Source organism: Pyrococcus yayanosii CH1 (assembly GCF_000215995.1).
In the GTDB taxonomy this organism is placed as follows: Archaea; Methanobacteriota_B; Thermococci; order Thermococcales; family Thermococcaceae; genus Pyrococcus; species Pyrococcus yayanosii.
This window is the reverse complement of the sequence record NC_015680.1, coordinates 514,066-539,064: the sequence shown is the minus strand read 5'-3', so window position 1 is coordinate 539,064 and position 24,999 is coordinate 514,066. Positions and strand designations below refer to the sequence as shown.

Here is a 24,999-nt window from a genome sequence, read left to right as displayed (position 1 = left end):
CTGGGGTGTCAAATTCTTCAACTTCCGGTTCAAAACCTTCCATTGAGAAAGGGCTAAAAAACAACGCTTCGAACCATTTCTGGGAACCCCAATGAGAGAGCTCCTAAAGAAGCCCGAGCTTAAGTATCTCCTCCTGATCCTCGCGTTATCCTTTGGCCTCAGCTCCCTCACTCTCAGCGCTCTAGGAATGATTAGTTTCATTCCCCAGTTCCTTGCCCTTGCCCTCACGGACTCCGTGAACCCCTGCACCTTCGTCGTTTACACGATATTTCTCATAGCCCTCTCCGTCAAGGGCCTGCCAAAAGGGAAAGTTTACCTCGTGGGTCTGCTCTTCATAATGGCCGTTTACATCTCCTACTACACCCTCGGTGTTGGCCTCGTCATCCTCGCCGGCAAGATACCAACGGTGTGGGCGGGTTACCTTGCAATGGCCTTTGGCCTTTACACAGCAGTTACAGGCCTCTTCGAGAAGTCCCGCGTTGTCGGGAAGGGTAAGCTCAGAAAGCTGGCCTTCTCCACAGAGGCAACTGTAGCGGGTGCCCTGCTCCTCGGCTTCGCAGTCTCCACGACTCTCTTGCCATGCTCCATGGGGCCATACGTCGTTTACGCTGCGATAATATCCAAGAGCGGAGCCCTGGCGTACCTCCTCTTGGCCCTCTACAACATCATCTTTGTCCTTCCGCTCTTCGTGATACTCTTCGCGATGGGAAGCTTAAGCGAGAGCAAGGCCTTTTCAAGGGCGATGGTAAAGCATTCGCGGGAGCTCTCCCTCTTATCGGGCTTTCTCTTGGTGCTCCTTGGCCTGTGGATATTGACCGCTAACCCATAACAAATCAAGGTTTGAGAGCTTCATCAGGCGTCGGGAAAAAGTTAAAAATTGCAGCAAAAAGAGCTCTACCGGTCTCCTTAGAGCCTCTCGGCGAGCTTCCTAATTCTCTCGGCAAACTCCGTCTTAAGGAGCTCCTCTGGCTTCCCTATCTTCTCTTCAAGGTCCCCGTAGAATGGTATGCCCGCGAGGTAAGGAACGCCCACCTCCCTCGCCAGCTCCTCCACGTCCCTTTCCTCATCCAGCTTCATGTTCTCAACGATTCCAAGAACCTTGTGGCCCTCCTCCTTCAGGAGCTCAATGAGCTTCCTGACGACGTTGAGGGCCAGCTTCGAAGGGGTTGCCACAACTAAGAACTCGCCCCTCTTGAGGAACCTCAGGACATCGAGGAACTGGTCGCCCATGCCGGGCGGCATATCTAGTATGAGGTAATCCAGCTCGTCCCAGCGCGTTATTGTAAGGAGCTCTATCAGGGCGTCGCTTACCTCCACACCCCTCAGGGGCGTGGGTCTGTCCTCCGTGTAATAGGCGATTGTCATGAACTTTACGCCATGAACCGTGGCCGGGACGACTCCTCTGTCCTCCTCGGGGAACTCTTTCGGCTCGAAGCCAAGAATCACATGATCGCTCGCTCCGTGGAAGTCGAGGTCGAGCAGACCAACCCTGTGGCCCTTCTCGGCCAAGATTAGGGCGAGCGTCGTCGAGATGAGCGACTTCCCAACCCCACCTTTTCCACTCACGATGGGTATTATGCGGTTGACCTTCTCAAGGCGAGCCTCTATGGCGGAGGTCCTCGGATCTATCATGCCCCTCCCTCCTTCTCAACTTTTATCCCCGCTATATAAACTCCCCTTCCCTTGACGACCTCGAAGTCGTGGCTGCCGCATTTCGGACAGGCAAGGAAGGCATGGACGACCTCCGGGATGAAATGGATGTCCTCCCTGATGCGCTCGTCGAGGCGGTTCTTAACCTCCTTGAGCTTCCAAACGTGGCCACAGTTGCGGCACCTAAAGATTGCCTCTTCCTCCTCAAAGATTATCTCGGCTCCCTCTGCGATAGTCCCCTTCATGAGTTCCCTCATCGCAAAGGCCACGACCTCGGCGTTTACGTCTTGGAGCTCCCCGAGGACCACCCTAATGGCTAGCACCTTGCTAGCACCTTCTTTTCCAGCATACTCCAGCACAGTCCTTACAATGGCATCGGCAAGGGCCCACTCGTGCATCTTGTTTCACCAAATTAAAGTGCTCCCAAGGGCTTAAAAAACCGAGGGTTATGGTAAAATTTTTATGAAAGCGTTTTGATTAATGTCTGGTGATGGCCGTGAGGGCGTTTATCTCCGTTGACCTTGAGGGGCTCCCCTACGTCGTCAGCAGGGAGCACCTCCTCGTGAAAGGAACCCTTTACAACGAGGCCAGAAAGATAGCCACGAGACTCGTTAAGGCGACTGCAGATGCCCTCCACGAGAACGGTTTCGACGAGATTGTTATAGCGGACAGCCACGGTCCAATGGTGAACGTCGTCCCCGAAGAAATGCCCGAGTACGTGGAGCTCGTCCGCGGCTTCCCGAGGCCCCTCAGCATGGTGGCCTTCGCCAAGGGAAGCGACATGGCTCTTTTCATTGGCTATCACGCCAAGGCCGGGACTGCTTATGCCACCTTCGACCACACCTACAGTGGGGCCACGATTGACAGGATAGAGATCAACGGGATTGAGGTCAGCGAGTTCCTCATGAATGCGATGCTCCTCGGCGAGTGGGGGATTCCTCTTGGTGTCCTTGCCGGCGACGAGGCCCTGCAGAAGGATGCCGAGATGACTCCCTGGGTAGAGTTCGTTCCCCTTAAAAGGGCATCGGGCAGGTATTCCGCCATAAGCCCCTCCCTGCCGAGGATAGAGGCCTCGATTAGAGAAGCCATTGGAAGGGCCATCAGGAAGCTTGAGAGGGGAGAGCTCAGACCTCTCGAAGTGAAGAAGCCGATGAACGTCAGGGTGAGATTCCTCAACAGCGCTCACGCCGAAGTTGCCGAGCTGCTACCCTTTGTAGAAAGGGTGGATGGCAAGACCGTTGCCTTTAGGGCGGAGAGCGTTGAGGATGCGTACAAGGTCATCGAGGTCCTCGTCTTTGCTGCCGCCGGCGTGAATTACATCGTGAGCCGCTGATAGGAAGCGTTTTTAAGGCGTTCCGGCCAAACTTTTTTCGATGATGGCCGAAGCCGCGAAACTTCTTGCCCGTTCGAAGTTCGCGATAGCTTTCACGGGAGCGGGAATAAGCGCCGAGAGCGGGGTGCCTACGTTCAGGGGTAAGGATGGCCTTTGGATGCGGTACCGACCGGAGGAGCTGGCAACGCCTGAAGCGTTCTCCAGAAATCCTCGACTCGTGTGGGACTTTTACAAATGGAGAATGAAACTCATAGCGAAGGCAAGGCCCAACAGGGCACATTACGCGTTGGCGAAGCTCGAAGAGATGGGCATTTTGAAGGCTGTGATAACACAGAACGTTGATGACCTTCACAGGGAGGCCGGCACAAAGAACCTCATCGAGCTCCACGGCAACATATTTCGCGTCAGGTGCACCTCCTGCGACTACCGAGAAAACTTAAAGGAGAGTTGTAGCCTAGAGGAGTTCCTGAGGGAGGAGTTGCCAAAGTGTCCCAACTGTGGTTCACTCCTGAGGCCTGACGTCGTCTGGTTCGGCGAGCCGCTGCCAGAAGAGGAGCTGAGCGAGGCCTTTAAGCTCGCGAGGAGAGCTGACCTCATCCTCGTCATAGGGACGAGCGGCCTCGTATATCCGGCCGCCTACATACCTTACATCGTCAAAGAGAACGGCGGCATCGTGATAGAGATCAACGTGGAAGAGAGTGCCCTAACACCGATAGCCGATATATTCTTGAGAGGGAAGGCGGGAGAAGTCATGGGAACTCTGCTCGAGGAAGTTAAGAAGATTTTAGACTAGAGTACAAGGGGGAAAACGCTCCATGACCCGAGTCCCTCTCTACCTGAGGTCAAGGATCGAGGAGGTAAGAAAGCGCTTCACCTACGAACTTTACGAGAGCCAAAAGTTGCCGGATTGGGAGCGCTTCGCGATAACTTGGATAGTCCTCATGGTCTTCTGGCTCATCATAACGAGCGACCTCACGCTTCAGGGCCTAGCCCTCGGCCTCCCCGCTACGGGCATTGTGGCATACTTCATGCGGGACTTCCTGACTGATGACATAAGGCACTCCAAGCACCTAGTGGGTAAGCTCCTATACTTCGCCCTGCTCTACCTCCCCCAGTACTTCATCATAATGGCCTTCCGCCTGTTAGAGAGCAACATAAAAGTTGCCAAGCATGCCCTCCTCGGAGACATAAGGCCGGGCATAGTGAAGATTAAGACCGACCTCCACTCCGACACTGGCGTGACTATACTGGCGAACTCCATAACCCTGACACCGGGCACCCTAACGCTCGACGTGGTGAAGAAGCTCGATGGTACATACCTCTACGTCCACTGGATAGATGTTCAGACCCTGAATCCTGACAAGGCTGGAGAAATAATCAAGGGGGACGTGGAGGAATGGCTCAAGAAGGTATTCTGGTAGCTGGAATCTGGTTTCTCCTCCTGACGACAATCATGGCAACTTATAGAGTTATGGTTGGCCCGACGCTTCCCGACAGGGTGGTTGGCCTCAACACCGTTACGACAAAGGTAGTTGTTATGACAGCGGTTCTCGCAGTCCTATGGGAGGAATGGTACCTCATAGACGCCGCAATAGTCCTGCTCATGGTGAACTCCGTTAGCGGGCTTCTCCTTGCAAAATACCTAGAGAGGAGGGGTAGGCGTGCTTGAGATTATCTTCCTACTCTTTGGATACTCAATGATGTTCTTCGGGGCACTCGGAGTGATAAGGTTCCCTGATGTATACACGAGGCTCCACGCGGCCACGAAGTGCGACACTGGAGGGGCGATGGGCATAGTCTTTGGGCTCGCGCTCATGGCGGACGCTCCGATAATTGTGAAGGCGAAGCTATTAATCCTTCTCATGTTCATCGCCATGATAAACCCCATGATCAGCCATGCAATAGCAAAGGGGGCCTATAGATACGGTGTTAAGCCGAAGGTTGAGGTGGACATGTATGCTTGGGACAATCCTTGAAGGCACGTTAATCCTCCTAGCCCTTTTCGTCATCCTCCATAGCAAGATCCTACCTGCCCTCGTGGCATACTCCCTCGCAGGCCTTTCCTTCATACTCCTCCTAATACTCCTACGGGCCCCTGACGTGGCCCTCTCAGCCATAGTGGTCGGCGCCCTCGTGATAGGCCTATTCATCTTTGCCCACGAGTCAGTCAGAGAAGAAGGAGGCCTCAGGCTCTTCCTAGCCTTAGCTGTGATTCCCCTCTGTCTCTTCCTCTTAACCCTTGAATACAGGGTGGCGCCGGGGGGGAGCTATGCCTATTATCTCGTCAATTGGAGAATGAACAACCTAGTTACAGAGATACTCGCCAGCTGGAGGCTCTACGACAGCGTCGGCGAGGCTTTGTTACTCTTTGCAGCGTCCCTAGGCTTCTCCGCCGTTCTTGGAGGTGGTAGGAGGTGAAGATGAGCATAGTTGCCAGAACCACAACAAAGCTCGTCAGCCCCTTCCTCGTGACCTATGCAATATACCTCATGCTTTATAGTACAGACGCCCCTGGTGGAGGATTCCAGGCCGGCGTGGTGCTTGCAGTGGCTGTAGTCCTCTTAATAACGTCCCATGGTTACAAAAAGGTCAGGAAGAGGTTCAGGAAGAAGGTCGTCGGAACCTTCGAGAGTGCCTTTGGGCTAGCTGTCGTGACTCTCCTTCTCTTTGTTGTCGCCCTCTCACTTCCCCCCTCCAATTACTACGTTGTTCCTTTCAACGTTCTCGTCGCGGTGAAGGTAGGTTCGGCATTCACATTAATCTTCTACACCCTAACGGCCTTCCTAGAGAGGGATTGAAAATGATGAAGATAGCCATACTTGTTATGACGATTGGACTTGCCGGAATAATCATCAACAGGGACAGGCTAAAGCAAATCCTCTCCCTTAATGTGATGTCTCTCGGGATAGTCCTCTTTTTCGTGGCCATAGGAGCAGAGAAGGGGAGCTTCCCTCCCCTCAAGGAATTTGGAACTCCAGTTGATCCCCTTCCCGCCGTCCTTATGCTCACGACGCTGGTGGTTGACGTGGCCGTTACCGCCCTTGCACTCGGGCTCGTGATGAGGGGGGATGGGGCGTGAACCCGCTACTACTTCCCGCTTTTCCCCTGACCTCAGCCCTATTGGTGTATCTATTCGGAACGCTGAAATGGGAGGGCTCGATACGGGCGAGGTTCAGATTCCCCCTACTTCTTGAAATCAAGTTTCTCTTCGCCATAGGCTCTCTAACTCCCCTCATCATACTCCCCTTTGTGAACGAACGAGTAATCGTGGGTAACTACCCCCAACCCATTGGTATAGAGGTTGGGATTTGGGAGCTGAACTGGCCTTTATTGCTTGCTGAAGTTGTTGTGTTCGGAGCCGCGGCCCTCTACGCTCTCAGGAGGGTAAACGATTGGAAGGAGCTGTCTCTCTTCCTCATCATGCACGGTGGCCTTCTTGGAGCGTTCATATCACTCGACCTCTTCAACTTCTACATCTTCATGGAGCTCGCTTCCGTGGCGTCCTTTGCCCTAATAGCCCTTTCACCGGAAAAAGGAGCCAGAAAGGCTGCCTTTAAATACCTTATGCTCTCCATCGTGGCATCCTATCTCTTCATATTCTCCCTTGGCGTGATATACGCAGAAACCGGCTACCTGAACGCGGAGCTCATCAGGGAGGTTGCCAAGCCCTCGAAGACCCTTCTCGCTGCACTCTCCGTGGCCCTAGCATCCCTGCTCCTGAAGGCGGGAATCTTCCCCCTCCATGTCTGGCTTCCCGACACCCACTCTAAGGCTAAGACCCACGTGAGCGCGGTGCTCTCGGGCCTTGCCGTGAAGGCACCTATCTATGGGATGCTCCTCCTCCAGTACTCACTGGGCATTCCAGAGGCCCTTCTCTTGGCCCTCAGACTGATAGCGATTGCTTCTATGATATTCGGTGTCGTTATGGCCCTCTTCCAGACAGACGTCAAGAGGCTCCTCGCCTACCACACCGTTAGCCAGATGGGATATGTCCTCCTCGGTATAGCCCTAAACCTTCCGGGGGCGGTTGCTCTTTATGCCCTAGCCCACGCCATCTTCAAGGGGGGCCTCTTCCTCTCCCTAGGTGCCCTTGCGGATGCCAGGCGGAGCAAAGAACTCTCCCGCCTCGGAGCAAGGGGAGAGCCAGTGCTCCTGACAGCGGTTCTCCTCCTAAGCCTTGCCATCGCGGGCTTTGGCCCATCCATTGGTGGCGTTGTGAAAGGCATCCTAGCCGTTGGGACTTTGGAAAAGTTAGCCATTTACGGTGTCTCAGTCGGGACGGCCGCCTCTTTCACCAAGGTCAACTACTACCTCCGGAGTGGCTACGGCCACGGTCCAGGTCCCATAGACACCGTGCCGGGCCTAGTTCTAGCCCTATTGGCTTTGATCCTTGGTGTCCTCCTCGGTGGCAACGTATCCCCCACAGATGCCCTCCTCGTTCTCGGGCTGATAGTCTTCCTTGCCCTAAAGCTCTTCGGAATGCCCCGCAGGGAGATGGTGCTTGACATAGACGTCGGGGAGGGGGTAGCTCTCCTCTCGTTGCTGACAACGGCTCTTATTGTACTCTCAGCACCTTGACTTCCTTAACTTCCTCAATTGATCCGAGCACCTTCTCAAGCTCCTCCGGGGTGACTTTTGAGCCGCTAACATCAACGATTGCAACGAATGCCGAAAGGCCGAGGGTTTCGAGTTCCTCTGCTTCGTTGAACAATATGTTAACACCAAGTCTTCCCAGGGCACCGCTGACCTTGGCCAGAACACCCGGCTTGTCCTCGATGACAAGCTCAATCTCAACGAGCTCCTTCCCGGGCAAGGCTATTCTCTCGATGTGCATCTCCTTTATGTCGGTGTCTGCCTCGACGAGGAAGTATGCTCCCTTCACGAGACCCACTTCATAGGCCACATCCAAGGGAAGCTCCAGCTTCCCGTCCTCCTTAACCCTAACTATCAGGTACCTCCTCATGGAGCAACCCGCCGAGATTGGTATTGTAAAGTTAAGATTTAAAGTCCTCGGTGCTAATTTCTCCGGGGCGATGACGAGTAGCAAGCCCACTGAGTTATGATGACGTGAACACCCCCTGAGCCCAAAACCTTTATAACATGGGTAGTGGTATCATAACTAGACGGGGGAGTTGGAATGCGGAAGCCTCTGCTCTTGCTGGTAATATTCCTGCTCCTTCCCTCTGTTCTCGCACAGGAGAGAACCGTTTATGTGGCCCAGGTAAGGGGCGAGATAACCTTTTACACCTACGATCAGTTCGACCGATATATAAGCGAGGCCGAGCGGGCAGGGGCAGAGGCGATAATCATCCAGCTTGACACGCCGGGAGGAAGAGGGGACGCCATGCAGGCCATAATCCAGAGGATTCAAAAGGCTAAGGTCCCCGTGATAATATACATTTACCCTCCCGGAGCAACGGCGGCCTCTGCCGGCACCTACATAGCGCTTGGCTCTCACTTCATAGCTATGGCTCCCGGAACAAGCATCGGGGCTTGTAGGCCCATACTTGGCTACGCCCAGAACGGCTCCATAATAGAGGCTCCCCCAAAGATAGTGAACCACTATGTAGCCTACATAAAGAGTCTCGCCGAGGAGAGCGGCAGGAACGCCACGATTGCCGAGAGGTTCATAACTGAGGACCTGAGCCTGACGCCGGAGGATGCTCTGAAATACGGGGTAATCGAGGTTGTAGCGAGGGACGTCAATGAGCTATTGGAGAAAGCCGACGGCATGACGACAAAGCTCCCCGTCAATGGACGGTACGTGACGCTCCACCTAAGAGGGGCGAGGGTGGTTTATCTAGAGCCCTCCTTCAAGGACAAGCTTATAACCTACATAACGGACCCGACGATAGCATACTTGCTTCTCACGCTCGGCATATGGGCCCTAATTCTTGGCTTCCTAACGCCGGGATGGCACGTGCCGGAAACCGTCGGGGCGATAATGATAGTCCTCGCCATAATAGGCCTCGGTTACTTTGGCTACAGGAGCGCGGGCCTCCTGCTGATCATCGTCGCCATGCTCTTCTTCGTTGCCGAAGCTCTGACGCCGACCTTTGGCCTCTTCACGGTGGCCGGCCTGATAACCTTTCTCCTCGGTAGCATCATGCTTTTCGGGGGTGGTGAAGTGGAGTACCTCATTGGTCCCGACGTCTTCAGGGAACTCCGGCTCGTCATAATTACCATCAGCGTTCTCCTTGCTCTCTTCTTCGCCTTCGGAATGGCCGCCGTGATAAGGGCGCACCGAAGAAAAGCCAAGACAGGAAAGGAGGAGATGACAGGCCTCACGGGCATCGTCATCGAGCCCCTTAATCCCGAGGGTATGGTAAAGGTCAGGGGTGAGCTCTGGAGGGCGAGGAGCCGTGATGGGAAGAAGATAGATGTTGGAGAGAAAGTTAAGGTTGTCGATATGGAGGGTCTAACGCTGATAGTCGTTAAGGAGGGAGGTGATTGAGTTGCTGCCGACGAACTTTATTGTTTTGGGAATAGTTTTGCTTTTTGTGCTGGTGTTCCTTGCTAGCGCCATAAAGATAGTCAAGGAGTACGAAAGGGCAGTCATCTTCAGGCTCGGGAGGGTCGTCGGCGCCAGGGGGCCCGGCCTGTTCTTCATTATACCGATATTCGAGAAGGCCGTGATAGTTGACTTGAGGACTCAGGTGCTCGACGTTCCAGTTCAGGAGACCATAACAAAGGACAACGTTCCCGTTCGCGTCAACGCCGTCGTGTATTTCAGGGTTATCGACCCCGTTAGGGCTGTTACGCAGGTGAGGAACTACATAATGGCCACGAGCCAGATATCCCAGACCACGCTGAGGAGCGTCATAGGCCAGGCCCACCTCGACGAGCTCCTGAGTGAGAGGGACAAGCTGAATAGAGAGCTCCAGCGGATTATTGATGAGGCCACGGACCCGTGGGGCATAAAGGTTACCGCCGTGGAGATTAAGGATGTAGAACTGCCAGCTGGAATGCAGAGGGCTATGGCAAGGCAGGCGGAGGCCGAGAGGGAGAGGAGGGCCAGGATACTCCTGGCCGAGGCAGAGAGGCAGGCGGCCGAGAAGCTCCGCGAGGCGGCGGAGATAATCTCAGAGCACCCGATGGCACTTCAGCTTAGAACGCTCCAGACGATAAGCGACGTGGCTAGCGACAAGAGCAACGTTATCGTCCTGACGCTTCCAATGGAGATGCTCAAGCTCTTCAAGAGCCTCACAGAGGCCGCGGAAGCCTACAGGGAGAAGGCTGAGAAGGGAGAAGGGAAATAAAGGACTCAAGGCCCAACTGCTATCTCCCACCCCTTCTCCTTTTCTACGACTCCAATCGCCAGCACCGCATGGGTGAATTTAAAGCTCAAAACTTTCTCCACAAGCTCTTTGGCGCTCGAAAAGCTCAGCTCGATTTCTTCAACGCCATCGACGTTATACGTGGCGGTGAAGAAGGCCATCCCCTCCCTCAGTTTGAGGCCTTTAACCCACAGCTCGTCCCTGCCGACGAAACCGAGCCACCCTCTAACCTTTCCGCGCTCAACTATTCCAGCGATCCTCGGGGTGTTGTAATCGTCGCGCTCGTAGTCAAAGGCATCGAGCACATGAATCAGAGCCTTCTTAGGGCTTTCCCACTCTAATGCCTGAGCGATGAAAGTCGTCTGAAGTCCATTGCTCACCACTACGTACCCTTCAAGGAGCTTGACGACCGGATAGCTCACGTAGGGATTGTCCGTCTCCTCCTGATTAACTATGAAGACATCGCCCCCCCTAACAACAGCTTTCCTGTTGGGAAAGGAGCGAGAGTTGAGGCGATAGAAGGCAAAGGGCTTGCCGTTATTGAGGCCAATTCCAAGCATCCTGCCGACGTACCTCAAGTTATCACCTCCTCAAGGCGATCCTCGTTGATTGCCATCCTAATCTCGCGAGCTATCCTCTCTCCCATGAACATGGATTTCCCCCAGTAGAGAGCCGAATACCAATGAGAGGCGTTGCTCCCGCCGTCTATTCTTGATGCAAATCCCATGCAGTGAAAATCACCGTCGTAGGCGAAGTGGAGTGCGAAGGGACCGATGACACCGGGCCTTTCTAGCTCCTTCATAGCTTCCACAAAAGCCAAGCCGTAGTCGTAGAGCTTTGGAAGAAGGGACTCCCTCAGGGCCACGGCCTTGTTGCCGACTATGATATAGGGCAGGGACTTGAAGGGTCGCCTCTTATTGGCGTCTGCTATGACCAAGCGTTCATCCACACCGAAGAGCTCCAGTCTGTCCATAATCGGCGAGTAGAAGAAGTGAACATAGATATAAGCGCCACTAATGAAGCGCTCAATCCGGTAGGGCTCGCTTATTTTTTCGAGCTTTTCCTCAAGCTCTCTTCCGTAGGCCATGAAGTGGCCACTTCCACCTCTCGGCCCCTCAATGCGAACAAAGTAAAGCTCGTCGGGCTTAACATCTTCAGACTCAACGACCTCAACGCTTGGAATTCCTGCTTTCTCAAGGGCCCTGTCCTGTAGCTCAAAGGTGGTCTCCCACTTGAGGAAGCGCTTGTTGCCGAAGAACTTAGCCTTGGAGTTTTCTATGGCGTCGATACCGAGATAAGCGACAAAAGAGCCGTGTGGAATGACTATTCCATCGTCATTAAGTATCCTCGCCATATCCTCGGTAACGACGAGCTCATCAACGAGCGGAATGGATGAGTAGAACGCTTTCCTGCGAGGCTTGATGTAGAGCCGCGTTTGAAAGCCCTCGTTTTTCGCCCCAAGGAGAATCTGGAGAGATGAGTGGGAGGCTATCGTGGAAATTATCATCCTATCACCTCCAAGAGCTCTTCCTGACTCAAAAGCTTTCCATTTCGCATCACCCTCATTGTGTCGCCGCTTATCTCGTCGATTACCAGGAGTCTCCTTTCTCTCCTCCCGAACTCAAGCTTGAAGTCGATTATATCGAGGGCCTTAGATGAGAAGAATTCTCGCAGGATTTTAGCGACCTTCTTAGTCGTTTCTTTCATCTGCCGTATCTCTTCGGCCGATGCTATGCCGAGCCTTTCTATTGCTTCCTCCGTTATGAGCGGGTCGCCGAGTGAGTCGTCCTTCAGCGTGAACTCGACGATGTTGAGCTCCTGCAATGGCTCAACCCACCCGCAGTAACGTCTGAGGAAACTCCCGTAGGCCTTGAAACGATAAATGACTTCCAGAGGTATCTTCTCGGCCTTGAGAAACCGGGCCCTTCTCTCGTCCAGCCGCTCGACAAAGTGCGTCTTTATTCCATGTTCCTCCAAAAGTTTAAAGAAGAACTCTGCCTGTTTCAGCACGGCGCTTCCCTTGCCCTTCCGCTCACCTATTACTTCGTTGCCACCTGTATCTTCCTCATCGCCAAAACCAAGGAGGGAGTCCTTGAAGTAAAATATAAGGTAGGGGCCGTCCTCGTAGACGTTCTTCGTCTTGCCCCTGTAAATTAGCCTCAATCCTCCTCACCCTTCTTAGCGAGGATCTCTTGGATTATCTTTATCGCACAGAGGTCTCCGCACATGGAACATGCCTCAGTCTTGGTGGGCCTCTCCTTTCTTATCTCAATGAAGCGCTCCTTGTCCGGGGCAAGTTCATACTGCTTCTCCCAGTTTAGCCTCCCCCTGGCCAGACTCATGAGGTAGTCCTTCTTGAAGTCTGCCTCGAAACGGGTCAAATTGACGGCGTGGGCTGCTATCTTGGCCGCTATTACCCCCAGCCTCACGTGTTCCTTGTCAGGGAGGCCAAGGTGCTCGGCGGGAGTAACATAGCATAGGAAGTCCGCTCCGTTGAGGGCGGCTATCGCACCGCCTATAGCAGCCGCTATGTAGTCGTAGCCGGGGAAGATGTCCGTGACTATCGGTCCTAAAACGTAGAAGGGCGCGTTGTCTGTGGCGATCTTGGCGAGCTTTATTTGAGCAGGTATCTGGTCTATTGGCACGTGACCCGGCCCTTCCACCATGGTTTGAACACCAGCCTCTCTTGCCCTCTTCACGAGCCTTCCGAGGGTGTAGAGCTCGGCAATCTGCAGTTCATCCCCCGCATCTGGAAGTCCTCCCGGCCTTAACCCATCGCCGAGACTCAGCACGACATCGTACTCCTTGGCAAGCTCGAGAAGGTAGTCGTAGTCCTTGTAGAAAGGATTCTCCTTGTCCCAATGGAGTATCCAGGCCGCCAAGAAAGTCCCACCGCGGGACACCATGCCGACGATGCGCTTGGTTTTCTTCATCTTCTCGACGACCTCCTTGGTTACGCCGACATGTATTGTTGCGAAGTCAACGCCGTCCCTGAAGTGCTTCTCAACGGCCTTCCACATATCGTCCTCGGTCATCTCGATGATGGCCCTTCCTTTAGCCAGCATCTCCTCGGCCGCCTGGTATATGGGAACCGTGCCTATTGGCACGTCAATTGCTTTCATGATTTTCTTCCTTATTTCATCGAGATCGCCGCCGGTAGAGAGATCCATTATCGTGTCGGCACCGTACTTGACGGCTATCTTAGCCTTCTCTATTTCTTCCTCGACGTTGATTATGTCCCTCGAGGTTCCTATGTTGGCGTTCACCTTCACGCGGACGACGTTTCCAACGGCGACTGGCTTAATCCAGTCATGCCTAACGTTCCTGAAGATTACCGTGTGACCCTTAGCAATGCTTCTCCTGAGCTTCTCGGCACTTATTCCCTCCCTTTCAGCTATAAATTTCAGCTCCTCCGTTATAACACCCCGCTTGGCTTCCTCCATCTGCGTCATTGCAACCACCGTGTATAACAAAGTTTTTAAGTCTCAAAACTTAGTTTTGCCTGGTCCTTATAAATTTTGGGGGTGCGAAAATGCTTGAGCACGTGGCCATAAGCAGGGCAATAATCGAGTCCTACATGAAGGAGCTTCTCAACAGTCTTCGCCTAGATGTCGCGATTGTCGGCGCGGGCCCGTCCGGTATGGTCGCTGCCTACTACTTAGCAAAGGGTGGGGCCAAAGTGGCTATCTTCGAGAAGAAGCTGAGCATCGGTGGCGGAATCTGGGGAGGTGGTATGGGGTTCAATAAGGTGGTAGTTCAGGAGGAGGCGAGGGAAATACTCGACGAGTTCGGCATAACATACGAGGAGTTCGAGCCCGGCCTTTACGTCGCCGACGCTATCGAGGTTGCCACTACCATAGCGAGCAAGACCGTGAAGGCAGGGGCAAAGATATTCAACATGGTCGAAGTTGAGGATCTCGTCGTCAAGGAGGGCCGCGTCTCCGGAGTTGTCGTTAACTGGACACCGGTAAGAATGACGGGTCTTCACGTTGATCCACTGACGGTCGAGGCAAAGTTCGTTATCGATTCAACTGGTCATGGCGCCCAAATAACTCAGCACCTCCTCAGAAGAGGCCTAATTGAGAAAGTGCCGGGCGAGGGACCCATGTGGGCCGAGATGGGTGAGCGGCTTACGGTCGAGCACACGAAAGAAGTCTTTCCGGGCCTCTACGTAACGGGAATGGCCGCCAACGCCGTCGCAGGAGCTCCTAGGATGGGGCCGATATTCGGCGGCATGTTCCTGAGCGGCAGAAAGGCCGCCATGGAAATCCTGCAGAAGCTGAGAGCATAGTAGATCTCCTCGAATTTATTATTTTTTAGGTGTGGGATATTGAGGCGACCGAAACCTTTAAAAACAGAATGTTCCTAAAAGTCTTTCGGCCTATTGGCCTTCTGGATTCCTTGTTGAAACTACCTCTTGGGATACCAAGAATCCTTAGGGGGTGTTGTGATGGTAAGGGTTGTGATAGTCGGCCAAGGATACGTTGCGAGCATTTTTGCGGTGGGCCTTGAGAGGATAAAGAGGGGGGACCTCGGTTACTACGGTGTTCCCCTAGCCAACGAGCTTCCCATAAAAGTCGAGGACATTCAGATAGTCGGCTCCTATGACGTTGACAAGACCAAGATCGGACTGCCCCTCTACGAAATCGTCCAGAGGTACTGGAAGGGCGATGTTCCTGAAACTCTTCAGGAGGTCTTCGTGAGGAAGGGAGTCCACCTCAGGAGCCTCAGGAACCTTCCCATAGAGGCAGTGGGCCTTGAAGACGAGATGAGTCTCAGGGATGCCATCGAGCACCTTGTGAGTGAGTGGAAGGAGCTCAAGCCAGATGTCATAGTTAACGTGCCCACGACGGAAGCCTTCGTTCCCTTTGAAGACCTGGAAAAGCTTGAGAAAGCCATAAAGGAGGATGACAGGGACAGGCTCACAGCCACGCAAGTCTACGCCTACGCTGCAGCCCAGTATGCCAAAGAAGTTGGAGGCGCGGCTTTCGTGAACGCCATCCCGACCCTCATAGCCAACGATCCAGCATTTGTGGAGCTCGCGAAGGAGAGCAACCTTGTCATCTTCGGGGACGATGGTGCCACCGGTGCAACGCCCCTTACTGCGGACGTCCTCGCCCACCTCGCCCAGAGGAACCGCCACGTGAGGGATATCGCCCAGTTCAACATAGGTGGAAACACCGACTTCCTTGCCCTGACCGACAAGGAGAGAAACAGGAGTAAGGAGTACACCAAGAGCTCCGTGGTTGAGGACATCCTCGGCTACAATGCACCGCACTTCATCAAGCCCACAGGCTTCCTTGAGCCTCTGGGCGACAAGAAGTTCATAGCCATGCACATCGAGTACGTCAGCTTCAATGGTGCCATCGACGAGCTCGTCATAACGGGCAGGATAAACGACAGTCCAGCCCTTGCCGGACTCCTTGTGGACCTCGTCAGGCTCGGAAAGATTGCCGTGGATAGGAAAGAGTTTGGAACCGTCTATGAGGTTAACGCCTTCTACATGAAGAACCCCGGTCCCAAGGAGGCCAAGAACTTACCCAGGATAATAGCCTACGAGAAGATGAGGCAGTGGGCAGGCCTGAAGCCCAGGTATCTCTGAACTTACTTCAATTCTTTTCTTCCCTCGAAGAACGCCTCAAGCTCCTCGTCCTCCTCATGATCCTTGCAGTAGCCGAGCTCCCTTTTCTGGAGTTCGATGAGGTCCGGCGTGAGCAGGAGCTTTCCATTCAGCTTTGGAACCGCGTAGTGAAGAGTAATCTCGCTGAACTCGTCAAGCTTTATCGTGGGGTTTAGCTCATACTCAATCTCGTCTAGCCGCTTCCCTTCGGCGATTAGCTTTGCCACTATCGCCGAGCCGTCTATGGAGAACTGGACGCTTCCAATGTGCCTGGCATTCGCCCCCTCGATTTTATCAGTTATGAACTTCTTAGTCTTCCCTGTGAACTCAAAGTCCCCGAGAATTCCTCCGACTACGATTATGGTGTCATCCTCGATATCTTCCGGCTTAAGTTCCTCCTCAGCGAATGGATCAAGGATTATCAGCTTTGACCTGTCAATGGGGAATTCGGTAATGCTCTGGCTCAAAACGCTCCCCAGCTTTGCCAGCCTCTCTCTGTCCTTGGCCGGGACGTTCGTGAAAATTAATTTTTCTCCCCACCACTCGCTCACGTGCTTGTACTCGAGCCAGAGCCACTCGCTTATCTCCTCGAGGTGCTCTATGACCAGGTAGGGCATCCTCACCACCGGCGGCGGTATGGTCCTTATCTTTAAAAAGCCTTGCATCGAGCTGGTAAACATGCCGAGGCACTTCAGGAAGGGCGTCAAGAGGGAGCACCACTTCCTCAAGGGGCTTGAGAAACCCCTCGAGCGGATCGCGGCTATACCAGGCGTTAAGAAGGTTATTCCTGGCAGGATTTACGCCAGCGATTCGAGGGGCTTTGAGATAAAGGTCTCTCGGGAAACGAGAACCGGCCTCAAGCTCATTGCGAAGAGCGACGGGAGCGTCCAAGAGGTCTTCCTCGTGGTGGATATAGGGGACAGGGAGAGGGTGAGGAAGGCAATTGAAGAGCTCGCGGAGGAGTGGAGAAAGTGTTAGCTCACTCCAGCGGTGAGCGTCCGTATTTGACGAAGACCCTCAAATCGGGGTCCTTCAAGCGGAGATGGTTCATCAGCACGTCGAGGGCTGTGCGAAACTCCCTCTGGGAGATTTTAACGCCTTCGTGGGCCCGCTGGAGGGGCCTTAGATAGCCACCAGTCCTGTGGTGGAGGGCCTTGGGGAGCACCCTTGTTATCTCCTTGTTCGACTGGACCATGTAAATTACGTCCCCCCTCTCGAACCTGACATATGCCCCGTGGACACCTTCCTCACCACACCGGCGAACTCTTTCGAAGAAATCCCTGAGAGGGTCGGGTATCTCGTGTTCTACCCTAATTCTCTCCTCAAGCTTTAGATAGCCGGGCTCTTCGCTTCCTCTCAGCTTCCTGAGGATAGCGTCAAGGTAGGCAGAATCGACGATTGGAACGCCGGCTTTTGAGCTCAGCCTTCTCGTGTAGAAGCTCTTCGCAACATAGAAGAGGTCAAGGCCGAGCAGCCTTTCTAGGGAGTCGAGGTACTCTACGTAGGCGAGAACGACATGAAAGGCATCCCTTAACTCCTCCCTTGTGGCTACTACCCTTATTCCCTTTTTCTCCTCGATCTCCCTCAGTAAATCCTCGGCCGTCTTTCCCTCATTTGCCGCCCTTTCAAGATCTGTCAACCTTATGGTTATCTTTTCTGGCAGAGATTCCCGTGACCTTATTACAATCCTTTCCGGCATTATCTTTCCCCGCGTGAACCTTTCGAAGAACCTGTCAACGAGCATATCGGCGAGTATTGGACTTTCTGAAAAGCCCCTCTCCATTAGTTCATCTTCTAAGTTCCTGTAATGGGAGTCCAGCTCTTTCCGGAACTCCCTGACAAGTCTCCTGAGCTCTGCTTTTCCAAGGAACATCTCCAAAGTCCTTATCCCCCTTACGCTCTCCGGGTAAACTGGCGGCCTCGTGAGGGAGCCCGTTAAAGTTCCATCCATTATGACAAGGTCGACATCCCCGAGCTTTCCCGCGAGATAGCCGAGCTTGTTCTCGAGCGTCTCCATCTGTAGCCTTATCATTTGGTCCGAGATTCCGTAGTTGTAGAGCATTGCGTTCGTGTAGAAGAGCCTGTAGGGGCGTCCGCTTCCAAAGGCAAAAGAGGAGACCATGTAGATTATGGTTCCGCTCAGTCTGGCCTTGCCTTGGCTCCCATCTACCGCATAAACCCTGCTCTCCTCGGACTTGGGCAGGGGTCGCCACTTAACGTCCCTGAGCTTTTCCTCCACCTTTTTCAGCTGTTCTTTCAGCATCGTAGTTATTCTCTCAACGTGGTTCGCCGGCAGAAGCCTCAAGAGACCACCCCCTCGACGCTCACCCTGGAAACACCGTCCTCGAGCCGAACCCTTATGACCCTATCCGCCGCATCTTTCAGTTCCTCGTCGTGGGACACCACTATGACCTGGGGTATCTTTCTGAGGTAGCCCTCCATTATGCTTATAAGCCTCCTGCGCCTCTCCTCATCTAGGAAGGGCGTTGGCTCGTCAAGGATGAGAAGGCTCATCTCGCCAGCCAGGAACATGGAGAGGGCGAGGCGGAAGGCTAAGGCGAGGGCTATCCTTTCACCGCCGCTGAGGAAGCTCAGGGGCCTTTCTTTCCCCTCATAAACCACGAAGAGCCTGAGCTTGTTTTCATCTGCCTTCAGGACTACTCCGGAGTATTTTCCCTCCGTCAGCTCTTCAAATATCTCGCTCGCTATCTCAGCAACGCTCTCCAGGGCCCGCTCCCTTATCGCTGCCTTGTACATCTTTATCTTCTTTCTCAGCTCTTCGGCGTTAAGCTCGGCCTTCTTGAGCCTCTTGAGCTCCTCCATCTTCTTTTTTCTCTCCTCCCTCTGCTCTCTTAGAGCTTCAAGGGTCTTCTCGACTCTTTCCCTCTCCTCCTCCAGTATCTTCAGCTCGTTCTCGAGCTTTCCGAGCTCCACAGCGAGCCTCTCCTTCCTCTTTCTCACCTCTTCATGCCTCACTGGATCATAGGTTTTTTCAAGACCCCTAAGCTCCTCCTCAATACTGTCTATCTCACCCCTCAGTCTCTCGACATCTTCCCGGACTTTTCTTAGCTTGACTTCCTTCTCAGCAACGTCCTTAATCTCCCTCTCGAGCTGTCCCTTCAGGGCCCTCAACTCAAGGTATTCCTTGTACATCGGCTCGAGCTCCCTCAACCTCTTCTCAAGCTCGTCCTCGCTCCCAAATCCCTTCTTCCTGAGTTCTGCTTCAAGCTCGTTAAGCCAGGCTTTTCTGCCATCGAGCTTCTCCTTCAATAACTCTCGCTTCTTCTTCAGGGCAGTGAGCCTGCTCGCTTCTTCCCTCAGGCCCTTAACCTCACCTTCAATCCTGCCGATTTCATCCCTAACCCTCTCGAACTCCCTTGCCTTCTCCTCGATCTCAGGGCTGAAGGACTTCAGCTTAGCCTCGAGCTCCTCGACCTGCCTCAGAAGCTCCTCCTGCTTTATGAGCTCAACCTCCCTCGCGAGCGTCCTCTCGACTTCCCTGAGCTTCTTCCTTATCTTCCCAACCTCTTCTTCAATCTCCCTAAGCCTCTCCTCCATCCCCGAGACTTCCAGAGTGTACTTCTCTATGAGCTCCTGCCTGTGTTCCTCCGTCAGCTCGGTACCGCAGACGGGGCACTTACCCCTCGCCCTCTTGAGCTCCTCGATTGCCTTCTCCCTATCGAGCATCCTGCTTTCGAGCTCGCCCCTCAGCTTGCTCAGCTCTTGCAACCTTTTCTGAAGCGTCTCTCTCTCACTTTTTGCCCTCATAATTTCTTCCCTGAGCTTCTCAATCTCCTTTCTGCTCAACCTCAACTTTCTTCTTTTATTTTCGAGCTCCCTTCTGATGGCTTCTCTCTCATCAAGCTTCCCCTTAAAGGGCTCAAGCTCCTTGAGCCTCTCCCTGAGCTCTCTCAACTTATTCTCAAGCTCTGCAATCCTTTCAATCTTCCCCTCGAGCTCCATAATCCTGTCCTCAACTGCCCTGAGCCTCTCCTCAAATGCACTTATTTCCCTCTCGATCTCGGCCTTCCTCTTCCTGTAATTCTCGAGGAATGCAGAAAGCTCTTTAAATTCCTTTGCCCTCTCTTCGAGTTCTTCGAGACCTTTGAGCCTTTTTTTGAGCTCCTCTATCTTCCTTTTTCCTTCTTCAATGGCCTTCCTGAGCTCCCCCTCCATTGCCCTGAGCTCCCTCATCTCGCCCCTCTTCCTCTCGAGTTCAATCTTCAGACCGTTGATTCTCTTTTCTTTCTCGTCGAGCTCCTTAAGCTCCCTCTCAACCACCGCGAGCTCCTGCCTGAGCTCTGGGAGTTTGGAGGAGAGCTCGTTAATCCTGCTGAGGATTTCAATGAGCCTCCTCTCGCTCTCCACGATAGTCTCCTCGACTTTTTCCGTTTTTTTGAGGAAGTCTTCAGCTTCCGTAATTCTACGCCTTATCTCTCTCAGAACAGCCCTCAGGTTGCTGTAGGCGTTCTCCAGCTTCTCTATTCCAAGCACCTGCCTGACAACTTTTTCCCTCTCCACGTCGTCCCTTAGTATTGCCTCTATCTCCCCCTGCCTTATGTAGACGGCGTTCACGAAGACGTCGTAGGATATGAGCCGGTTCATCCACTCCCTCACGGCATTGTGTCCGCTGGCCTCAATCGTCCTCCAGGTGCCGTTGTCGAGATATTTGACGTGGGCGTAGCTACCGTGTATTTTCCTGTGAACCTGGTATTTCACACCCCCGACCTCGAAGAACACCGTTATCTCGGTTCCTCTGCCCCCTACTCTCAGGATGTCTTCCTTTTTCAGCTCGCTCGGGCGCGATGGCCAGTAAAGGCCTACCAAAATCGCCTCGAGGATGGAGCTCTTCCCGCTGCCGTTCTGGCCAATTATGAGGTTTATTCCGGGAGTGAAGTCTACCGCTGTCAGCTGGTGAGAGCGGAAGTCCTTGATTATTACCTTCTCGAGCCTCATCCCCCACCACCGAGCCACGCGAGTATGTCCCCCTTCTTTTTGGGAGGCGCGAACTTTCTCTCAACCTTAGGCTCTTCCTCTACACTCTCCTTTCTCTCGGTGACAATTCCAGAGAGGATCTCTATAACGGCGTCAATGTCCTCAATTTCCCTTCCGCCGAGTAGCTCGATTATCTTTTTCTCGGCCTCCGTGAAGTATTCTTCGGGCTTAACTGGTCCCCTTTCTTGTCTCCTCCCGAACCTAGTTCTTACCTGAACGTGCCTCGCTCTAATAGTCTCATAAATGAAGGCGACGTCAAAGGGCCTCTCCCACTCCACGTCAACCCTCACAAAGGCCTCCCTTGGAATCCTTGGAGCGAGCCTCTTCAGCTCTTTCCTCAGAACGGCCTCATTTGCCTTAATCTTCACGTCTATGAAGGGCCTGACGTCGAGTTTAATGAACCTCGGCTCAAAGTCCTCGACTATGTAGAAGCCCTTCTCCGTTCCAGCGATCGGTTTGAAAGCCTTTCCGTCCCAAGCGTACCTAACCTCGTAATCTCCGAAATCCCATCTCTCGAGTGAGCCTGGATAGACCACCTTGCCGATGTCGTAGCTCGTAACGAAGTTCTTGTGTATGTGTCCCATCGCGTAGTAGAGGTAACCCCCGGGAAGGTCACCGAGCCTTATCTCGTAGTAATTCCTTTGCCTCTCAGGGACGAAGGTCATCCTTTCTATTATCTCCTTGATGCCCTGATGAAGCATCAGGATTGCCTTTCCTCTCGGTTTGAATATTCCCTTAATTCTGTTCCTCTCATGCCAGGCGGGACTCATGTATTTAAGGCCATGTATCTCAATGTCGTTGAAGATCCCCTTAATTAAGAACTTACCTCCAATCCTTTCGCTCCTAAGAAACTCGCCATTAACTTTCTCGTCCCTTATACCGACGAGATTTAGGAGCCCGAGGTCCTCGAGTAGGTTGTACACAGATACCTTTCTTTGCGTCCTGTCATGGTTCCCCTCTATTGCAAACACTGGTATTCCCTTCTCCTTTGGGAGGGACAGAATCTCTATCGCCTGTTTTATTGTCTCTGGACTCGGTCTGCTCGAGTGGAAGAGGTCACCGCTAATCAGTATGAAGTCGGCTCTCTCCCTCAGGGCTATCTCAATGGCCATTCTGAAACTCTCCGCAAACTCCTCAGCTCTAAAGGGTAAACGATACTGCTCGAAGCCTAGGTGAACGTCAGCTATGTGCGCAAACTTCATCGTAAAAGCACCTCACCAATCAACATCAACACCAAGCTCGCCATAAAGTCTTTCGACTTCTTTTTCGGCTTTCTGAGCCGCCACTCGCTTCTTCCACCTCTCAACGACCCCTATATCGCCTCCACCATAGTTACCGCCTAGCTTTTTGAAGTCATATATCTTCACGAGGGCTGGAAGCTTCACGGCCTGACCGACTATGACAGCTTCTCCCCTGCCGAGTCCTGCTATGTCGTCGAGCAAATCTTTGCTCAGCTGTTCACTCGCCCTCAGCACATATTCTTGGTCCTTGGGGTTGACTATCCTGAGGATTATCTTAGTGTTCGTCTGGCTCAAGACGTCCTCGTTGAGCCTGTTTGGTCTCTGGCTAACTATACCAAGGCCTACTCCAAATTTCCTCCCCTCTCTCGCTATCCTTCCAAGTATCCTCGCGACATCGCTCTCCTCCCCCTGTGGGGCGAATATGTGGGCTTCCTCCACTATCACGAGGACTGGCTCTGTCAGAGCTGGGTACATGCCCTCTATTCTTCTCTTCTCCCTCAAAAGCTCCTCGTCAACTTTTCCTGACTCCTCCCTCTTGAGGGCGCTCTCGTAGTCAACCCTCGCCTCAAAGAGCCTCCTAAGGAACCTCGAAACCACAACCTTCATCTGCTCTTCCTCGAGGGGGGCAAGGTCAATGACGTTAACTTTTCCGGCCTCGATCTTGGCTAGAAGGTCTTCGCTCGTCAGTAAATGCCCATAGTTCCTGAGGAAGCGCGAAATCCTCATAACGACCTTGAGAATGGTATTTTTAGTGTTCGAGTCGAGGTTCTCAATTTTCTTATATCTCCCTTCAAAGGGGTCCCAGTACTCTCCTCCACCATTCTCGACCCACTCGTTAAGCTTCTCCCTGAGCTTTACGAGGAGCTCCCTTCCACCTATGTTCTGGTTCCCCTGCCTCACCGTGTCCCAAGCCCTTTCAAGGAATGTCCTCTGTATCTGGGCGTCCCTTCTCACGCCGAGGATTTCCGCAAGCTCATCACTGTCCAGCAACTCAGGCGTTATTCTGGCATCTATGACGTTCACGAGCTCATCCCCTGTTTTAGGTAACCTGAGCCTCACGTAGTCCCCGTGGGGGTCGAGTACCACAACCGTCCCGCCGAGCCCCTCTACTATTCCGGCAACCATAACTGCTATCGCGTTGCTCTTTCCAGCACCGGTGACGGCCAAAACCGCGAAGTGTCTCGAGACGAGTTCATCGACGTCGAGGCTTATCTTCACGGAATCTCTCATGAGCAGGGTTCCGACCTCCATGCTCCCACCCGTGGGCCTGTACATCTCCTCAAGAACCTCATCACTGGCGAGATAAACGAACTCACCGTTGGGTATTGGGACCCTGTTTGGGAGAACCTCCACAGAGCTTCCGAAGCTTAGCTTCCCGAGAATCCTAACAGTGGCTCTTATCTCCTCGTTTACCCCAATGCTATCTCCATATTCATGTATGTCGAGGAGGAGTGAGTTGTAATTGCTCTTACCGCCTGAGAGAAGCCAGTTCATGTTTTCAATTTTCCTCACGGTCCCTATCACCCACTCGCCGTTTCGGTTCTTCGTGACGACGAACTCTCCGAAGGACAGCTTTGCCTCTGGACTAACGGAGAACTCAAAGCTTGAAAAGCTCGCCTCACCTCGGACTATACCAACCGGATCGCCCTCAAATACCTTCATTAACACCACCCTCCCCTTAAATACTCTCCCACTACTTTTTAACCTTCTTTATCGCGTGCTTGAAAAAGATGGGCGTAGTGAGGGCCGTCAGCATGGAGATGATTATTATGGTGGCGAAGAGGCTCTGATCTATTATTCCGCTCTCAAGGCCAAATTTCAGTATGGCGAGCTCGAGGCTTCCTCTCCCTCCCATTCCAATTCCCACGAGGATGGCATCGCTCCAGGAAGCTCTAAATAATTTCATGCCGAGGCTACAACCAATAAGTTTGCCGAGGACTGCGGAGGCGTAGAGGGCGAGTATCAGAGGAATGCTAACTTTCTCCAGGGGCGGATTAAACATCAAACCCACGTAGATAAAGAAGAGGGGTATGAAGAACTCTGTGAGGACCACCTGGAGGTCGTTTATGAGCTCGTTCAGCTTTATCTTGCTGACTACGAGAGGATCCTTCCTCTCCCTGAGCCTGCTTATCGTCAGACCAGCAAGGTATGCTCCGATGATTTGGTTCAGGCCAATCTCCTCTGCAATCACAGCGAGGGCAAAGGTCAGGATTATGGTGAAAGTGAAGAAGACGTTGAGGTTTCTAACGACAGCATAGAACCAGTGGGAACGCTTAAACACGAACTCGGAAATCAAGAGCGTGGCAACGAGGAAGAGAGCTATCTTAAGGGTAAGGAGGACAATGGAAATTAAGTCTAAGCTCCCTTTCGTCATTGCGGTTACGACACCTATGAGGTAAACCGCTATTATGTCGTCCGCGAAGGCCGCGCCCATGAGAACTGACGACACTAGCCTTCCAACGCGCTCTTTCACGAGGACGCCGCTGGTGACTTCTATAGCCGTGTTGCCAAGGGTAACTCCCACGAAGATGGCCGCCACAAAGGGAAAGCCGAAGGCCCTCACGGTTAGATAGCCGAGGATAAAGGAGAAGGCCACGCCGAAGGAAGCAACCACAAGGGCCTTCTGGGTGTTCTGAGCTATCGCCGAGAAATTACTCGTAAGACCCATGTAGAGCATCATCATTAGCAGGCCAAACTCGCTCAGAACCTTGAGCTGCTCACTCGGGGAGACGAGGTCTAGGACGAAGGGTCCGAGGATTATCCCTGTTGTTATGTGAGCGAGTATTGGATGTATGTCCTTCTTCTCCAGGAGCCACTCAAGGCTCTTAGCAAAAACGAGGAGTATGGATATGCCGAGGATGTAATTCATCTTAGCTGTTCCTC

Annotated in this window: 28 protein-coding genes; 15 read left to right on the top strand and 13 right to left on the bottom strand. The window is 53.2% G+C overall.

Annotated features, from left to right (window positions below):
• Positions 1 to 91: 91 nt before the first annotated feature.
• Positions 92 to 829: a cytochrome c biogenesis CcdA family protein gene (locus PYCH_RS03160; RefSeq protein WP_013905388.1), complete on the top strand. Its 738-nt coding sequence runs from the start codon at positions 92 to 94 to the stop codon at positions 827 to 829.
• A 77-nt stretch (positions 830 to 906) separates the two neighbouring features.
• On the opposite strand, the gene PYCH_RS03155 is transcribed toward PYCH_RS03160, so the two are convergent.
• Positions 907 to 1,632 carry an Mrp/NBP35 family ATP-binding protein gene (locus PYCH_RS03155; protein ID WP_013905387.1) on the bottom strand — a complete coding sequence of 242 codons (726 nt, stop codon included), beginning with the start codon at positions 1,630 to 1,632 and terminating at the stop codon, positions 907 to 909.
• Positions 1,629 to 2,048, bottom strand: coding sequence for a hydrogenase nickel incorporation protein HypA (hypA, locus tag PYCH_RS03150; RefSeq protein WP_013905386.1), 420 nt, complete (start codon positions 2,046 to 2,048; stop codon positions 1,629 to 1,631). The genes PYCH_RS03155 and hypA overlap by 4 nt, the downstream gene beginning before the upstream one ends.
• Positions 2,049 to 2,146: 98 nt before the next feature.
• Here hypA and PYCH_RS03145 point away from each other — a divergent pair, with 98 nt between their 5' ends.
• The 9 genes from PYCH_RS03145 to PYCH_RS03105 are packed head-to-tail and all read left to right on the top strand — an operon-like array spanning position 2,147 to position 7,561.
• Entirely contained in the window at positions 2,147 to 2,983 is an 837-nt protein-coding gene (locus tag PYCH_RS03145) for a M55 family metallopeptidase (protein ID WP_013905385.1), read from the top strand.
• A 40-nt stretch (positions 2,984 to 3,023) separates the two neighbouring features.
• Positions 3,024 to 3,776: an NAD-dependent protein deacetylase gene (gene cobB / locus PYCH_RS03140; protein ID WP_013905384.1), complete on the top strand. Its 753-nt coding sequence runs from the start codon at positions 3,024 to 3,026 to the stop codon at positions 3,774 to 3,776.
• 22 nt (positions 3,777 to 3,798) lie between these two features.
• Positions 3,799 to 4,404, top strand: a complete 606-nt coding sequence (locus PYCH_RS03135) for a Na+/H+ antiporter subunit E (protein ID WP_013905383.1) — start codon at positions 3,799 to 3,801, stop codon at positions 4,402 to 4,404.
• Entirely contained in the window at positions 4,380 to 4,652 is a 273-nt protein-coding gene (locus PYCH_RS03130) for a monovalent cation/H+ antiporter complex subunit F (protein ID WP_013905382.1), read from the top strand. Before PYCH_RS03135 ends, PYCH_RS03130 begins: the two co-directional genes overlap by 25 nt.
• The gene (gene mnhG / locus PYCH_RS03125) at positions 4,645 to 4,959 is read left to right on the top strand and encodes a monovalent cation/H(+) antiporter subunit G (protein ID WP_013905381.1); all 315 of its coding nucleotides are present in this window, start codon (positions 4,645 to 4,647) and stop codon (positions 4,957 to 4,959) included. The genes PYCH_RS03130 and mnhG overlap by 8 nt, the downstream gene beginning before the upstream one ends.
• Positions 4,940 to 5,401, top strand: coding sequence for a hydrogenase subunit MbhD domain-containing protein (locus tag PYCH_RS03120; RefSeq protein ID WP_013905380.1), 462 nt, complete (start codon positions 4,940 to 4,942; stop codon positions 5,399 to 5,401). The genes mnhG and PYCH_RS03120 overlap by 20 nt, the downstream gene beginning before the upstream one ends.
• Complete coding sequence (locus PYCH_RS03115; protein WP_013905379.1) at positions 5,398 to 5,781, top strand: MnhB domain-containing protein; 384 nt, start codon at positions 5,398 to 5,400, stop codon at positions 5,779 to 5,781. Before PYCH_RS03120 ends, PYCH_RS03115 begins: the two co-directional genes overlap by 4 nt.
• Before the next feature lie 2 nt (positions 5,782 to 5,783).
• On the top strand, positions 5,784 to 6,062 hold the full coding sequence (locus PYCH_RS03110; RefSeq protein WP_013905378.1) for a cation:proton antiporter subunit C: 279 nt from the start codon (positions 5,784 to 5,786) through the stop codon (positions 6,060 to 6,062).
• On the top strand, positions 6,059 to 7,561 hold the full coding sequence (locus tag PYCH_RS03105; protein ID WP_013905377.1) for a proton-conducting transporter transmembrane domain-containing protein: 1,503 nt from the start codon (positions 6,059 to 6,061) through the stop codon (positions 7,559 to 7,561). The genes PYCH_RS03110 and PYCH_RS03105 overlap by 4 nt, the downstream gene beginning before the upstream one ends.
• On the opposite strand, the gene PYCH_RS03100 is transcribed toward PYCH_RS03105, so the two are convergent.
• Complete coding sequence (locus PYCH_RS03100; protein WP_013905376.1) at positions 7,539 to 7,946, bottom strand: ACT domain-containing protein; 408 nt, start codon at positions 7,944 to 7,946, stop codon at positions 7,539 to 7,541. The two genes, PYCH_RS03105 and PYCH_RS03100, sit on opposite strands and share 23 nt — an antisense overlap.
• Positions 7,947 to 8,120: 174 nt before the next feature.
• Between PYCH_RS03100 and PYCH_RS03095 the strand changes: the two genes are divergently transcribed.
• Both PYCH_RS03095 and PYCH_RS03090 read left to right on the top strand, forming a co-directional pair.
• A complete protein-coding gene (locus PYCH_RS03095) occupies positions 8,121 to 9,437 on the top strand; it encodes an NfeD family protein (protein WP_013905375.1) in 1,317 nt (438 codons plus the stop codon).
• A 1-nt stretch (position 9,438) separates the two neighbouring features.
• Positions 9,439 to 10,242, top strand: coding sequence for a slipin family protein (locus tag PYCH_RS03090; RefSeq protein ID WP_013905374.1), 804 nt, complete (start codon positions 9,439 to 9,441; stop codon positions 10,240 to 10,242).
• 5 nt (positions 10,243 to 10,247) lie between these two features.
• Here PYCH_RS03090 and PYCH_RS03085 read toward each other — a convergent pair whose 3' ends face one another.
• From PYCH_RS03085 to thiC, 4 genes are read right to left on the bottom strand one after another with little or no spacing between them, the layout of a single operon-like run.
• Positions 10,248 to 10,838, bottom strand: a complete 591-nt coding sequence (locus tag PYCH_RS03085; RefSeq protein WP_013905373.1) for an IMP cyclohydrolase — start codon at positions 10,836 to 10,838, stop codon at positions 10,248 to 10,250.
• Entirely contained in the window at positions 10,835 to 11,767 is a 933-nt protein-coding gene (locus tag PYCH_RS03080; RefSeq protein WP_013905372.1) for a formate--phosphoribosylaminoimidazolecarboxamide ligase, read from the bottom strand. Before PYCH_RS03080 ends, PYCH_RS03085 begins: the two co-directional genes overlap by 4 nt.
• Positions 11,764 to 12,423 carry a phosphoribosylaminoimidazolesuccinocarboxamide synthase gene (locus tag PYCH_RS03075; protein WP_013905371.1) on the bottom strand — a complete coding sequence of 220 codons (660 nt, stop codon included), beginning with the start codon at positions 12,421 to 12,423 and terminating at the stop codon, positions 11,764 to 11,766. Before PYCH_RS03075 ends, PYCH_RS03080 begins: the two co-directional genes overlap by 4 nt.
• Positions 12,420 to 13,712 (bottom strand): phosphomethylpyrimidine synthase ThiC, encoded by a 1,293-nt coding sequence (gene thiC / locus PYCH_RS03070; RefSeq protein WP_013905370.1) that lies wholly within the window; start codon positions 13,710 to 13,712, stop codon positions 12,420 to 12,422. The genes PYCH_RS03075 and thiC overlap by 4 nt, the downstream gene beginning before the upstream one ends.
• 80 nt (positions 13,713 to 13,792) lie before the next feature.
• On the opposite strand from thiC, the gene PYCH_RS03065 reads away from it, so the two are divergent.
• Positions 13,793 to 14,551 (top strand): sulfide-dependent adenosine diphosphate thiazole synthase, encoded by a 759-nt coding sequence (locus PYCH_RS03065; protein WP_013905369.1) that lies wholly within the window; start codon positions 13,793 to 13,795, stop codon positions 14,549 to 14,551.
• Positions 14,552 to 14,710: 159 nt separating this feature from the next.
• The gene (locus tag PYCH_RS03060) at positions 14,711 to 15,862 is read left to right on the top strand and encodes an inositol-3-phosphate synthase (RefSeq protein ID WP_013905368.1); all 1,152 of its coding nucleotides are present in this window, start codon (positions 14,711 to 14,713) and stop codon (positions 15,860 to 15,862) included.
• A 2-nt stretch (positions 15,863 to 15,864) separates the two neighbouring features.
• Here PYCH_RS03060 and PYCH_RS03055 read toward each other — a convergent pair whose 3' ends face one another.
• Positions 15,865 to 16,497, bottom strand: coding sequence for a hypothetical protein (locus PYCH_RS03055; RefSeq protein WP_048058183.1), 633 nt, complete (start codon positions 16,495 to 16,497; stop codon positions 15,865 to 15,867).
• A 61-nt stretch (positions 16,498 to 16,558) separates the two neighbouring features.
• On the opposite strand from PYCH_RS03055, the gene PYCH_RS03050 reads away from it, so the two are divergent.
• A complete protein-coding gene (locus PYCH_RS03050; protein WP_013905366.1) occupies positions 16,559 to 16,858 on the top strand; it encodes a DUF2103 domain-containing protein in 300 nt (99 codons plus the stop codon).
• Between the two features lies 1 nt (position 16,859).
• On the opposite strand, the gene nurA is transcribed toward PYCH_RS03050, so the two are convergent.
• The 5 genes from nurA to PYCH_RS03025 are packed head-to-tail and all read right to left on the bottom strand — an operon-like array spanning position 16,860 to position 24,985.
• Positions 16,860 to 18,185: a DNA double-strand break repair nuclease NurA gene (gene nurA / locus PYCH_RS03045; RefSeq protein ID WP_013905365.1), complete on the bottom strand. Its 1,326-nt coding sequence runs from the start codon at positions 18,183 to 18,185 to the stop codon at positions 16,860 to 16,862.
• Positions 18,182 to 20,836, bottom strand: coding sequence for a DNA double-strand break repair ATPase Rad50 (gene rad50 / locus PYCH_RS03040; RefSeq protein WP_013905364.1), 2,655 nt, complete (start codon positions 20,834 to 20,836; stop codon positions 18,182 to 18,184). Before rad50 ends, nurA begins: the two co-directional genes overlap by 4 nt.
• Positions 20,833 to 22,077 carry a DNA double-strand break repair protein Mre11 gene (mre11, locus tag PYCH_RS03035; RefSeq protein WP_013905363.1) on the bottom strand — a complete coding sequence of 415 codons (1,245 nt, stop codon included), beginning with the start codon at positions 22,075 to 22,077 and terminating at the stop codon, positions 20,833 to 20,835. The genes rad50 and mre11 overlap by 4 nt, the downstream gene beginning before the upstream one ends.
• A 12-nt stretch (positions 22,078 to 22,089) precedes the next feature.
• Positions 22,090 to 23,778 carry a DNA double-strand break repair helicase HerA gene (herA, locus tag PYCH_RS03030; RefSeq protein ID WP_048058182.1) on the bottom strand — a complete coding sequence of 563 codons (1,689 nt, stop codon included), beginning with the start codon at positions 23,776 to 23,778 and terminating at the stop codon, positions 22,090 to 22,092.
• Between the two features lie 31 nt (positions 23,779 to 23,809).
• Positions 23,810 to 24,985 carry a cation:proton antiporter gene (locus PYCH_RS03025; protein ID WP_013905361.1) on the bottom strand — a complete coding sequence of 392 codons (1,176 nt, stop codon included), beginning with the start codon at positions 24,983 to 24,985 and terminating at the stop codon, positions 23,810 to 23,812.
• Positions 24,986 to 24,999: the final 14 nt, after the last annotated feature.

What these genes read in the sequence shown, in the direction of transcription:
- PYCH_RS03080 (WP_013905372.1), bottom strand. Translation starts at nt 11,767, where the DNA reads ATGATAATTTCCACGATAGCCTCCCACTCATCTCTCCAGATTCTCCTT.
- PYCH_RS03135 (WP_013905383.1), top strand. Translation starts at nt 3,799, where the DNA reads ATGACCCGAGTCCCTCTCTACCTGAGGTCAAGGATCGAGGAGGTAAGA.
- rad50 (WP_013905364.1), bottom strand. Translation starts at nt 20,836, where the DNA reads ATGAGGCTCGAGAAGGTAATAATCAAGGACTTCCGCTCTCACCAGCTG.
- herA (WP_048058182.1), bottom strand. Translation starts at nt 23,778, where the DNA reads ATGAAGGTATTTGAGGGCGATCCGGTTGGTATAGTCCGAGGTGAGGCG.
- PYCH_RS03120 (WP_013905380.1), top strand. Translation starts at nt 4,940, where the DNA reads ATGCTTGGGACAATCCTTGAAGGCACGTTAATCCTCCTAGCCCTTTTC.
- PYCH_RS03060 (WP_013905368.1), top strand. Translation starts at nt 14,711, where the DNA reads ATGGTAAGGGTTGTGATAGTCGGCCAAGGATACGTTGCGAGCATTTTT.
- PYCH_RS03055 (WP_048058183.1), bottom strand. Translation starts at nt 16,497, where the DNA reads ATGCCCTACCTGGTCATAGAGCACCTCGAGGAGATAAGCGAGTGGCTC.
- PYCH_RS03065 (WP_013905369.1), top strand. Translation starts at nt 13,793, where the DNA reads ATGCTTGAGCACGTGGCCATAAGCAGGGCAATAATCGAGTCCTACATG.
- PYCH_RS03160 (WP_013905388.1), top strand. Translation starts at nt 92, where the DNA reads ATGAGAGAGCTCCTAAAGAAGCCCGAGCTTAAGTATCTCCTCCTGATC.
- cobB (WP_013905384.1), top strand. Translation starts at nt 3,024, where the DNA reads ATGATGGCCGAAGCCGCGAAACTTCTTGCCCGTTCGAAGTTCGCGATA.
- PYCH_RS03155 (WP_013905387.1), bottom strand. Translation starts at nt 1,632, where the DNA reads ATGATAGATCCGAGGACCTCCGCCATAGAGGCTCGCCTTGAGAAGGTC.
- PYCH_RS03095 (WP_013905375.1), top strand. Translation starts at nt 8,121, where the DNA reads ATGCGGAAGCCTCTGCTCTTGCTGGTAATATTCCTGCTCCTTCCCTCT.
- thiC (WP_013905370.1), bottom strand. Translation starts at nt 13,712, where the DNA reads ATGACGCAGATGGAGGAAGCCAAGCGGGGTGTTATAACGGAGGAGCTG.
- PYCH_RS03130 (WP_013905382.1), top strand. Translation starts at nt 4,380, where the DNA reads ATGGCTCAAGAAGGTATTCTGGTAGCTGGAATCTGGTTTCTCCTCCTG.
- PYCH_RS03100 (WP_013905376.1), bottom strand. Translation starts at nt 7,946, where the DNA reads ATGAGGAGGTACCTGATAGTTAGGGTTAAGGAGGACGGGAAGCTGGAG.
- PYCH_RS03025 (WP_013905361.1), bottom strand. Translation starts at nt 24,985, where the DNA reads ATGAATTACATCCTCGGCATATCCATACTCCTCGTTTTTGCTAAGAGC.
- mre11 (WP_013905363.1), bottom strand. Translation starts at nt 22,077, where the DNA reads ATGAAGTTTGCGCACATAGCTGACGTTCACCTAGGCTTCGAGCAGTAT.
- PYCH_RS03050 (WP_013905366.1), top strand. Translation starts at nt 16,559, where the DNA reads ATGCCGAGGCACTTCAGGAAGGGCGTCAAGAGGGAGCACCACTTCCTC.
- hypA (WP_013905386.1), bottom strand. Translation starts at nt 2,048, where the DNA reads ATGCACGAGTGGGCCCTTGCCGATGCCATTGTAAGGACTGTGCTGGAG.
- PYCH_RS03110 (WP_013905378.1), top strand. Translation starts at nt 5,784, where the DNA reads ATGATGAAGATAGCCATACTTGTTATGACGATTGGACTTGCCGGAATA.